Annotated in this window: 7 protein-coding genes; 3 read left to right on the forward strand and 4 right to left on the reverse strand. The window is 62.1% G+C overall.

From position 1 onward, the window contains the following. Positions 1-30: 30 nt before the first annotated feature. The 3 genes from AC07VF_RS05910 to AC07VF_RS05920 form a co-directional block, all read right to left on the reverse strand. Positions 31-3,648: a translocation/assembly module TamB domain-containing protein gene (locus AC07VF_RS05910; RefSeq protein WP_495009367.1), complete on the reverse strand. Its 3,618-nt coding sequence runs from the start codon at positions 3,646-3,648 to the stop codon at positions 31-33. 71 nt (positions 3,649-3,719) lie between these two features. Continuing rightward, a complete protein-coding gene (locus AC07VF_RS05915; RefSeq protein WP_346625989.1) occupies positions 3,720-5,450 on the reverse strand; it encodes an autotransporter assembly complex protein TamA in 1,731 nt (576 codons plus the stop codon). A 66-nt stretch (positions 5,451-5,516) separates the two neighbouring features. Then, positions 5,517-6,167: a GNAT family N-acetyltransferase gene (locus tag AC07VF_RS05920; RefSeq protein ID WP_495009288.1), complete on the reverse strand. Its 651-nt coding sequence runs from the start codon at positions 6,165-6,167 to the stop codon at positions 5,517-5,519. Positions 6,168-6,387: 220 nt separating this feature from the next. Between AC07VF_RS05920 and xthA the strand changes: the two genes are divergently transcribed. Together xthA and AC07VF_RS05930 are read left to right on the forward strand one after the other, a co-directional pair. Beyond that, positions 6,388-7,200 (forward strand): exodeoxyribonuclease III, encoded by an 813-nt coding sequence (xthA, locus tag AC07VF_RS05925; RefSeq protein WP_192173906.1) that lies wholly within the window; start codon positions 6,388-6,390, stop codon positions 7,198-7,200. A 140-nt stretch (positions 7,201-7,340) separates the two neighbouring features. Then, a complete protein-coding gene (locus AC07VF_RS05930) occupies positions 7,341-8,693 on the forward strand; it encodes a substrate-binding domain-containing protein (RefSeq protein WP_495009287.1) in 1,353 nt (450 codons plus the stop codon). Positions 8,694-8,755: 62 nt separating this feature from the next. Here the strand turns inward: AC07VF_RS05930 and AC07VF_RS05935 are convergent, their stop codons facing one another. Next, positions 8,756-9,988, reverse strand: coding sequence for an acyl-CoA dehydrogenase (locus AC07VF_RS05935; RefSeq protein WP_495009286.1), 1,233 nt, complete (start codon positions 9,986-9,988; stop codon positions 8,756-8,758). A gap of 157 nt (positions 9,989-10,145) precedes the next feature. Here AC07VF_RS05935 and AC07VF_RS05940 point away from each other — a divergent pair, with 157 nt between their 5' ends. Continuing rightward, on the forward strand, positions 10,146-11,093 hold the full coding sequence (locus tag AC07VF_RS05940; protein ID WP_133775085.1) for a LysR family transcriptional regulator: 948 nt from the start codon (positions 10,146-10,148) through the stop codon (positions 11,091-11,093). Positions 11,094-11,192 lie beyond the last annotated feature (99 nt).

Genomic DNA, 11,192 nt, shown 5'->3' on the forward strand with positions numbered 1-11,192 from the left:
GCCGGTTCCCTCCCCATCCGCCTCGTCTGATCAAAAATCCCGCTTATAGAAAATATCCAGCGAACTCGCCACACCACCCGCGACCTCCAGATACACCTTCTTGCTCAACAGATAGCGCAAGGTCAGCGTATTGGCCGGTTCAAACACCCCCACGCCATACCGCAGGCTGAGCTTGTCGGTGATCTTGCCGCTGGCGACCACCGCCGTCTTGTCGCCGCTGCCGGAGGTGTCCAGGTCGAAATCCTGAATCCCCAGCCCGGACGCCAGCTTGCCCGCCGTAGATGAACCGCCGGCCAGGCCCAATGCCAGCGCCGCCTGGGCGACCATGTTGCTGTCCTCACCGTTGGTGCTCAGCGGACGGCCCAGCACCAGATAGGACAGCGCTTGCTCCTGGCTCATGGCCGGTTCCGAGAACACCGTGGTGGTCGGTTGCTCGGCGCTGCCGCTCAGTCGAATGCCGGCAATCACGTCGTCGGTCTGGCGGATGGCTTCGATGTCCAGATACGGCTGATCCACCGGCCCTGCGAACAACAGGCGTGCCTTGCGAATGGTCAGGCGCTGGCCGTAAGCCCGGTAGCGGCCATCGTTGAGATTGAGCTCTCCGCGGGTGTCCATGTTGTCGCCGATGTGCACGTGCCCGACGAGATTGGCGGTCAGGCCAAAGCCGGTAAAACTCAGGGTTTCCTGCCCTACTTCGACGTTCACGTCCATGGCGATGGCCAGCGGGGTTTTGCCCTGTTTGGTCTGCTGGCCGACGATCACCGTGTCATCGGACACTTTAACGGTCGAGGGCGGTAGCTGGCGCACCGTGATCTCGCCTTTCGGGATGAGGACTTTGCCTGACACCGCCAGCCGGTCGCCCTGCAGAGTAATCTTCAGGTCCGGCGCCGCTTCCAGCTTGGCGTAGGGCTCAACAGTGATCGGCAGGTGGGTGCCTTTCACCGCAACGTCGACATCCAGCGCATCGGCCCAGGCCACATGCCCGCCGATACTGCCCTGACCTGCCGCGCCGCTGCTCCATTTGCCGGTCAAATCCACACGTTCGCCGGCAATCAGGGCTTGAACGTTGAGTTTTTCAAAGCTCACGGGCACTTCCGGACCCGACACCTCACCGTCGACGAGCGCCACATTGCCGTTGATCTGCGGCGCCATCAAGCTGCCCGAAATCCGGCCGCTGCCGTTAAGCTTGCCGTTGAGTCTTTCGATCATCGGGACGAAAGGCCTGCCCACTGAAATATCCAGGCCGCTAAGGGTGAAGTCGCCGGTGACGGGCTTGTTTTTGGCGATCGGGTCGATGCTCAGTCGGGCCAGCAGTTCGCCGAGCTTGCCGCCACGAAAATCGAGGCTAGTGTCGACTTTCTTCGGGGTCAGGCTGCTGGTCAGCTTCAGCGTGTCGTAGGGGAAGTCCAGCCATTGGTTCTTGTCCTTGACCCGCAGCGTCCCGCCGCTGGCGTCGATGACCACCTGGCCATTGGGGCCGGCAGCGGGAACGTCCAGCTGGATGTCGGCATTGAGCGCGCCCTTCCAGGCAAAATCCTTGGGCAGCCACTGGGCCAGGCTTTCCAGCGGGAAGCGCTTGAGGTGATAGCGCAGGCGCGGTTCCGGCATCAGACGCTGATCTTCGCCGCACAGACTCGCAGGCCCCGAGACCCAGCAATGGGCACCGAAGTTGACCTTGCCGTCGGCCAGACGCTCCAGTTTGGCCGGCTGCTGCAGCTTCCAGTCCTGCCCGCCGCTCTGGATGTCACCGCTGGCCAGACGCCCGCGCCAGTTGCCTTTGTCCAGGTTGCCGTCCAGCGCGAGGGCCAGTTTGAGCAACGGTCCCTGTAGGTCGAGTTTCACCTGCTGACGCTTGATGTCGCCCTGACCGTTGACAGTCAAAGCGCCCAGTGCGGTATCGCCGGCTTGAATGCCGGATGTCTTCAGATCAAGGGTCGCGCGCTGGGCGTTGTCGAGCTTGGCCGCCACAGTAAGGGCTTGCAGCTTGTTCGCCTCAAAGGCCAGTTGAGTGCCCTGCAACGCCAATTGCCCCTGAGGCGCCTGCACAGAGCCGGCGACATCAAGGCGGCCTTTCATCTGCCCTTGCAGCCCGGGCCACAGTTGACCCAGCCGCGGCAGGTTGATGTCCAGCTGTGCGGCGATTTTCTGCTGCAGGCTGCCCGTGCCCTGAATCCGGTTATCGCCCAGGCGGATGTCCAGGGCGTTGAGATTCCATTTATTGTCGGCCCCATCGGCCTTGGCTTGCAGCACCGCAGGCTGGCCGCGCAGACGCCCTTTCAGATCCAGGTCAGCATTCAGGTTCAATTGCTCGTTACGCAGCGACCCTTTGCTGCGCAGCGGACCTGCCAGGGCGCCCGGCAACTCCGCGACCCAATAAGCGGGATCGATGGCGCTGAGATCCAGCGCCGTGTCCCAGGCGATGCCGTCGGCAAATTGCAGGTTCAGGTGACCGCTGGCCTTGCCCTGCCCGGCTGCCAGTTCAAGCTGGGGCAGAAAGATCTGCTGCAGATCGCCGCTGAACGGGCTTTCCAGAGTGAAAGGACCGGCCGGCCCTTTGAAGTCCCCAGCGAAATGGCCGAGGTATTTGCCGTCGGTGTAGGACACTTCGCCGGTGAACGTATGCACGCTGACCTGCGGCTCATCGATCAGCGGGTACAGGCGATGCCAGGGGAAATCGAGCCAGTCGATTTTGGCGTCGGCGCGCAGGCCCTGCTGCCAATCCAGCTTGCCGCTGGCCTTGAGCCGCTGATTGTCACTGGCGGTCAGGTCCAGCGCCGCAATGTCCGCGCCCTTGGCGTCGACACGCCCTTGTAGCGCCAGTGCCACCGGACCTTTTTCAGCGGGAAGGCTGGCGTTGCCGGTGATGGCGTAGCCCTGGGCAAGGTCGCCCTTGGCGTTGAGAACCAACTGATTGAGCTGCAACGTGTCCGGCAAATCGGCAGCGGGTTTGAACGTGTCGCTGGTGATGGCAATGGTTGCCGGCAGGTTTTCCACCAACGGCTGCAGCTCACCGATCAGATGAGCGTCGATATACCCCTTGCTCTGCGCATTCAGCGTCAACGTCTTGAGCAGATCGCCCTGAATGTTCAGCGCCAGTGACAACGGCTGACCGCTGACATCCGGCAGCTTCAATTGCCCTTCGGCGGTCAGCGGCCAGTCGCCCTCGGGTTTAAGCAGGCCCGACAAGTCCAGCGCGATGTCATCACGACCGGCGTGCAGCGAATCGATCTTCAACCCTTCGGCAGTCCAGTGCGCCGCCAGTTGCACATCGCGAACCTGTTCGGTGCCGTCCAGGTGCAGACTGCCGATCTGCACGCGACCCAGCTGCAGGGCGAGCGGCAGCTTGAGATCCGGCAATTTGATGGGGCCGCTGCTGGCTTCGTCGCTCGAAGGCGGAAATTGCAGCCTGATGTCGCCCGTCTGCAGGTTGTCGATGCACAGCGTCATGCGCGCCAGGCACGCCGGTGACCAGTCGAACACCGGCGCGTCAATGTCGACTGTGCTCTGGCCTTGCTGCCAGATCAGGTGATCCGCCTGCCATGCGCCGCCCAGACGACCGGAAAACCCTTCGACCGACAGGCCCGGCACCAGACCGAGCGCCCAACGGCTGCCGCTCTGGGTACCGAGAACGAACGTCAATGTCAGCATCACCAGGATGACCAACGAAAGCAGCGTAATCGCCGTGATTGCGACGGTGCGTTTCAACAAATCCCTATTCGTCACAGTTCAGGTCCCATCGAGAAGTGCAGACGAATACCGCCGTCTTCATCCAGTGCGTGGGCGAGGTCCAGGCGCAGCGGCCCGACCGGAGACACCCAGCGCACACCGATGCCGACGCCGGTCTTGAGGCTCGGCAGGTCCAGGGTATTAAACGAGTTGCCCTGATCGACGAACGCCGCCACTCGCCACTTTTCGGCGATGGAGTACTGGTACTCGGCGCTGCCGGCGATCATGTAGCGGCCGCCGATCTTGTCGCCGTCGGAGTTTTCCGGGGACAGCGATTGGTAGTCATAACCGCGCACGCTCTGATCGCCACCGGCAAAGAAACGCAGCGAAGGCGGGATCGATTTGTAGCCATTGGTGGCACTGCCGCCGACCTGCACCCGCCCGAGAAAGCGGTGGTTCTGCGCCACGGTGGTCAGCCCTTTGAGCATGACCGTGCCGTGCAAGAGGTTGGCGTCCGAGCCCAGTCCTTCCTTGGCGACCTGAGTATCGAACTGCAGCCGGTAGCCATTGTGCGGGTCGATGCGGTTATCGCTGCGCAGGTATGAATAGCTGACGCCGGGCATGAGCAAGGTGCTGAGGCCTTCATCGTTGCCCAGCCGGTATTCTTCGCGCTGCCATTTCAGCGAGATCACCCGTTCCCAGCCGCTGGGCAATTTGCTGTGCCACTCGGGGCCGACGGTCAAGAGCTTGCTGAGGCTGTCGGTGTCGGCGATTTCTTCATATTGGTAGCCGCCGGCGAAACGCAGTTTGTCGGTCAGGGGCGGGTCCAGCGGGATGTCGTAGAACAGGCCGACATTCTGCCGTGGCGCAGAGATTTCGGCTTCAGCGCCATAGCTGTGACCCTGGGGATTGACCCAGTGGCGCGTCCAGTTGGCTTTTACCCGAGGGCCAACGTCGGTCGAATAGCCGACACCCAGCCCCATGGTGCGCGGCTTGCGGGTTTGCAGCTGAACGTCCACCGGAATGACCTGAGCCTGGGCGTCGGTGGGCGATGCGTTGACCCGCACCCCTTCGAAATAGCCGCTCGATTGCATGGCCTGATTGAGTTCGGCGATCAGTTCGGAGTCGTAAGGCGTGTCTTGTTTGAACGGCACCATGCGCCGCAGCAGGTCTTCATCGAACGGCGCGTCGCCGCTGAAGGTGACTTTGCCAAGGGAGAAACGCGGCCCGCTGTCGTAGACCAGTTCAATGTCGGCGACACCGGCACGGGGGTCAACGGACAGGCGCTGGGTCACGAACCGGCCATTGAAGAAGCCATAGCGCGCGGCCTGGGTTTCGATCAGGTGTTTGGCGTCCTCGTAGACACCATGGTTGAGCACAGCGCCGGGTTTCAGGGCGTCACCCTTTGGGACCCGAAAGCTTTTCAGCTGGGTGGCCTGCCCGGTCACGCGGATGGACACATTGCGCAGGTGGACGGGCTCACCCGCCTCGACCTTCAGCAGCAGTTGCAGGTTGTTGTCGACATGGCGGACTTCGCTGTCAATCTGCGCCTGATAATAACCAAGGGCCTGAGCGGCCTTCTGCGCCTGCTCGACGGCCCCCACGCTGAAACGTTCGAGGGCCGGCTCGTCGCGCTCGCCGAGGCTGCCTACATACCCTTCGATGTTGGATTTGAGGGCGGCATTGGACGGCTTGATCCGGACCTCCAGCTGCGCATCGGCGAATGCCGCGCAGCTGGACAACATCAAGAGAAAGCCACTGGTGTATCGATGGGGAAACTTCATAGGCGCGAATGCTACACGAGCGACGCGGGCTGCTGGAACCCGCTCAAATGGGGAAGCTTGCGTAGCTCAAGCCACAGAGCCCAATGAAACCTGGGGATTTGGGCGGAAAAATATGCGTTCTCGGACGGGTCCTACTTCCACTTCGCCGATTTCTTGATAACCGTGTCGATCGTAAAAATCCAGATAATGGCCATTTCCCGTGTCGAGGACGATGCCTTCCGAGTTTTTGTCCTGCCCACACCACTCATGCAACGCCAGAAGCAACTGCTCACCATAATGCTTGCCCTGAAAATCAGGATGGACGCCGAGCAGCGGCAGCACATGAACCGCTTCCGACGGCGCACAGGCCAGCACGTCATGGTAATACTCCAGGTAGCGCTGGGTGCCGCGCAGGCCGGTGCTTATCAACATGCGAATCCGCCAGGCCCAGCTTTCGGTGATGCCCAGTCGCCGCTGGGGAGGCGCAATCAGCGCAACGCCCACCAGACGGTCCGCCACGAACAGCCCCAACGCCGGCAAGTCCTGAAGAAAGTGCTGTTTGACCAACGCACGGATGGTCGCCTTGACCCGATGCTCGTAGCCGGAGCGGCCGGATTCGAACAGGTACGCGAAACTCGGCTCCTGACGGTAGGCGAGGTACAGCAACGTGCGGGTTTCGCGGGAATAGCCGCTGTCGAGCTGACGGATTTGCGCCGTTTCGCCAGGCAGTTCAGGCATGGTGTTCGTCCTTTTGATGAGCCCGGGGCGGTCGCTCGGGTGGTTGTCTTCAAGGCTTCGAGTCGCCGCCCGCAAGCGCAGTTCCCACGACTTGGCCGCCATTCAGAAATGCACGCCCCCCGGTTCCAATGCAGCCGAGCGAACCGGGCGCTGGCCGTCACCGGGCAGGTCGGCTAGCATCGCCGTTTGTATTTGCAAGGAGCTGCCAGGAGCGCCGCCCATGAAACTTGTGTCTTTTAATATCAACGGCCTTCGCGCCCGACCGCACCAACTGGCGGCGTTGATCGAGAAACATCAGCCCGACGTCATTGGCTTGCAGGAAACCAAGGTCTCCGACGAGCAATTCCCCCAGGCCGATATCGAAGCGCTGGGCTACCACGTGCATTTCCACGGGCAGAAAGGCCATTACGGCGTCGCCCTGCTCTCCCGTCAGCCGCCGCTGTCAATTCACAAGGGCTTCGACAACGACGACGAGGACGCCCAGCGCCGCTTCATCTGGGGCACATTCGCCGATCGCAACGGTAATCCGGTGACAGTCATGAACGGCTATTTCCCACAGGGCGAAAGCCGTGATCACCCGACCAAATTCCCGGCGAAGCTGCGCTTCTACGCAGATCTGCAGAACTTGCTGGAAACGAAATTCAGCAATGACCAGCCGCTGGTGGTGATGGGCGACGTCAACATCTCTCCGGAAGACAGCGACATCGGCATCGGCGCCGACAACGCCAAGCGCTGGCTGAAAACCGGCAAGTGCAGCTTCCTGCCGGAGGAGCGCGAGTGGCTCGCCAAACTCAAGAACTGGGGCCTGGTGGACAGCTTCCGCCACCTGTACCCGGAAGTGGTCGATCAATTCAGCTGGTTCGATTACCGCAGTCGCGGTTTTGAAGACGAGCCCAAGCGCGGCCTGCGCATCGACCTGATCCTCGCGTCCCACGGCCTGCAACCGCGCATCAAGGGAGCGGGCGTGGATTATCACTTGCGCTCCATGGACAAGCCGTCCGACCACGCGCCGATCTGGCTTGAGCTGGAATAACCGAATCATTAAATGATGAGCCGCATGGCGCCCTGCCTGCGGCTTGCTCCTCCAACGCGCACCAAGCGGCGATCTGTCATCTGGCCGTCATCCGCCTGTCTTATTCTCCGGCCACCTCAGCTCATATAAAGATGCCGCACATGCTGCGCACTCGCGTTTTCCTTGTCCTCTCTTCACTCCTTGCCGCCGCCCTCTCGGTCAGCGCTGGCGCGGCTACGCTTCCGGCGCCGACTGACGGCTCGCCCGCCTTGCGCATTCAGGGCTCGAATACGATTGGCGCGCAGCTAGGGCCGGCGCTGGTCAAAGGCTTGCTCGCGCAGCAAAACGCGCAATCGATACAGGAACAACCGGGCGCGCGCCCTAACGAACTGCGCATTACCGCCCAATTGCCCTCGGGCCAGAACGTCAGCATCGACATTGCTGCCCATGGATCGAGCACCGGGTTTGCAGCGCTGAAGGACGGGTTGGCCGATGTGGCGGCATCCTCAAGACCGATCAAGAACAATGAGGCTATCGAGCTGGCGGCCCTGGGCGATCTGCGCAGTCATGAGGCCGAGCAGGTCATCGCCATCGACGGCGTGGCAGTGATTCTTCACCCCGGCAACCCGCTGCGGGAGCTGAGTACGGCGGAACTGGCGAAAATCTTTTCCGGCGAGATCCGCGACTGGGAGCAACTGGGCGGCCCGGCCGGGGCTATCCATTTATACGCACGGGATCAACAGTCCGGCACGTTCGACACCTTCAACGAGTTGGTGCTGGCCAAGTCCGCCAAGACGCTGTCGAAGGAGGCCAGGCGCTTCGAGTCCAGTGAGGAACTGTCCGACCAGATCAGTCAGGACCGTCAGGGCATCGGCTTCATCGGCCTGCCCTATATTCGCCAGGCAAAGGCCGTGGCGATCATCGACGGTGAGTCAAAACCGATGCTGCCCACGGTCAGCCTGATTGCTACCGAAGACTATCCGCTGTCGCGCCGTCTCTATTTTTACCTGCCGCCCGACTCGAGGCAGCGCTGGGCCAAGGCGCTGGTGCGGTTCGCCCAGAGTCCCCAGGGCCAGTCTATCGTCGCGCAGAACGGGTTTGTGGCGCAGACGGTTCAGGCGGTGAAAGTGAGGGCGACGGCACAGATGCCGCTGGAGTATCAGAATCTGGCGCGGGAGGCCGAGCGGCTGTCGGTGAATTTCCGTTTCGCCCAGGGCAGCGCGACGCTGGACACCAAGGCGATGCTCGATCTGAAGCGCGTGGTCGAGTACCTGAAGGCCCATGACAAGCTGGATCAGAAGGTGACGCTGGCGGGATTTGGCGATGCCAAGAGCGATCCGGCGCGGGCGCAATTGCTGTCAAAACTGCGCGCCATGGCGGTGCGCCGGGAGCTGCTGAAACATCAGGTGGTGCTGCGTGACGTGCGCGGGTTTGGCGACGAAATGCCGGTGGCGGCCAATGAAGGCGATGAAGGCCGGATCAAGAACCGCCGGGTCGAGGTTTGGGTCGAGTGAGGCGGCTCAGCCGCCCGCATCCGTGCCAGCAACCTACGGGTTGCTGGTGACGCCGTGGTCGATCACCGATGCTCGCCGCGCATCAACTCCTTCGGCACATATTTGCCGATCTCAAACTTCCCAATGGCCGCGCGGTGCACTTCGTCCGGACCATCGGCCAGGCGCAGGGTGCGCTGCATGGCGTACATATAGGCCAACGGGAAATCGCCGGACACCCCCGCACCGCCGTGCATCTGAATTGCCCGGTCGATCACCCGCAGGGCGACGTTTGGGGCGACCACCTTGATTTGCGCGATCTCGCTTTTTGCGACCTTGTTCCCCACGGTGTCCATCATGTAGGCGGCCTTCAGGGTCAGCAGGCGCGCCATGTCGATTTCCATGCGCGAGTCGGCGATCTTGTCGATGTTGCCCCCCAGTCGCGCCAATGGCCGTCCAAACGCGGTGCGCTGAACCGAGCGTTTGCACATCAATTCCAGCGCGCGTTCCGCCATGCCGACCGAACGCATGCAGTGGTGAATCCTGCCCGGGCCCAGACGACCCTGGGCGATTTCGAACCCGCGTCCGTCACCCAGCAGGACGTTTTCGTACGGCACGCGTACATTTTCAAACAGCACTTCGGCGTGACCGTGGGGCGCATCGTCGTAGCCGAACACCGGCAGCGGCCGGACGATCTTCACCCCCGCCGCGTCAGTCGGTACCAGAATCATCGAATGCTGCTGGTGACGCGGGCCGTCCGGGTTGCTCAGGCCCATGAAGACCATGATCTTGCAGCGCGGGTCACAGGCGCCGGAGGTCCACCACTTGCGTCCGTTGATGACCCACTCATCGCCATCGCGTACGGCGGTCGCGGCCATGTTGGTGGCATCCGAAGAGGCCACGTCGGGTTCGGTCATCGCAAACGCCGAGCGGATCTCGCCGCGCAGCAAGGGTTCCAGCCATCGCTCTTTTTGCGCGTCATTGGCATAGCGCACCAGCACTTCCATATTGCCGGTGTCCGGCGCGGAACAGTTGAACGGCTCCGGGCCCAGCAGCGAGCGGCCCATGATCTCCGCCAGCGGCGCGTACTCGAGGTTCGACAGCCCTGCCCCCAGTTCGGATTCCGGCAGGAACAGGTTCCACAGCCCCTCGGCTTTCGCCTTCGCCTTGAGGTCCTCCATGATCGCCGTCGGCTGCCAGCGATCGCCTTCGGCCACTTGACGCTCGAACACCGGCTCGGCCGGGTACACGTAGGTGTCCATGAAGGCGGTCACGCGCTCGCGCAGTGCCTGAACCTTGGGGGAGTAAGCGAAATCCATGGGGCTGCTGCCTTCTGTGAGGTGTTGTCAGGTCGTGATCCGATGCTAGAACAGCGCCCCCCATTTATCTAACCTATTCTCGGCGTGTATAAACATTCATAACCGATATATGATTCGGCGCATTCCAAACAACAAGAACTGCACGAGGCGCACAGCAATGAACCTGAGCAAGGTCGATCTCAATCTCTTTATTGTGTTTGACGCCATCTACACCGAAGCCAACCTGACCCGCGCCGGCCAGATCGTCGGCATCACCCAGCCTGCCGTGTCCAACGCCCTGTCGCGCCTTCGCGAAACCTTCAACGATCCGCTGTTCGTGCGCACGGCCCAGGGCATGGTGCCCACGCCCATGGCGCAGAACATCATCGGCCCGGTGCGCAATGCCCTGTCATTGCTGCGGGTGTCGGTGCAGGAGAGCCGGATCTTCAATCCGCTGCAGGCCAACAAGAACTACCGCATCAGCATGACCGACCTCACCGAGGCGGTGATCCTGCCCGCGCTGTTCCAGCGGCTGCGGCGTCTGGCGCCGGCCGTGACCATTGAAAGCTTTCTGTCCAAACGCCGGGAGACGACCAAGGAACTCGCGGCCGGCCGGCTGGACTTCGCGGTGGACGCGCCGTTGAACACCGACCCGCAGGTGCGCCACGTCAAGCTGATGGAAGACCACTACGTGTGCGCCATGCGCCGCGGCCATCCGCTGGCGAACAAGGACGCCATCAGCCTGGATGACTACCTTGGCGTTGCGCACATTCATATTTCCAGCCGACGCAGTGGCTTGGGTTACGTGGATCTGGCTTTGGGCAAAATGGGCATTCAGCGCAAGGTCGCGTTGCGTTCGCAGCATTACCTGATGGCCTCGCAAGTGCTGCAGCAGACCGACATGGTCATGACCGTTCCCGAGCGCTTCGCCCGGCGCAATGACCTGCATTTCGTGTATCTGCCGGTGAACGACGTGCCAACCGTGGAGACGCACCTGTATTGGCATGAAAGCACCGACCAGGACCCGGCGAACCGCTGGATGCGCGAGCAGATTATCGAGCTCTGCCAACTCGTTACCGCGCAGGAACGCAAGTTGGGCAAAACCCTTGAAGCAGCGGTGAAGTAAGCGTTCAGCGGCGCATGCGGTCTGTAGTGGTCAACTAATTCCGGACACCTCGATAGGTGGTTTCAAGGCCATCGTCCGTTCGTAAACGGTCGGTGGCAG

It is taken from the genome of Pseudomonas sp. GW821-FHT02H06 (assembly GCF_059421525.1).

Bases quoted from the DNA above. Each gene is read 5' to 3' on its own strand.
- AC07VF_RS05910 (WP_495009367.1), bottom strand. From the start codon at position 3,648: ATGCTGACATTGACGTTCGTTCTCGGTACCCAGAGCGGCAGCCGTTGG.
- AC07VF_RS05915 (WP_346625989.1), bottom strand. From the start codon at position 5,450: ATGAAGTTTCCCCATCGATACACCAGTGGCTTTCTCTTGATGTTGTCC.
- AC07VF_RS05920 (WP_495009288.1), bottom strand. From the start codon at position 6,167: ATGCCTGAACTGCCTGGCGAAACGGCGCAAATCCGTCAGCTCGACAGC.
- xthA (WP_192173906.1), top strand. From the start codon at position 6,388: ATGAAACTTGTGTCTTTTAATATCAACGGCCTTCGCGCCCGACCGCAC.
- AC07VF_RS05930 (WP_495009287.1), top strand. From the start codon at position 7,341: ATGCTGCGCACTCGCGTTTTCCTTGTCCTCTCTTCACTCCTTGCCGCC.
- AC07VF_RS05935 (WP_495009286.1), bottom strand. From the start codon at position 9,988: ATGGATTTCGCTTACTCCCCCAAGGTTCAGGCACTGCGCGAGCGCGTG.
- AC07VF_RS05940 (WP_133775085.1), top strand. From the start codon at position 10,146: ATGAACCTGAGCAAGGTCGATCTCAATCTCTTTATTGTGTTTGACGCC.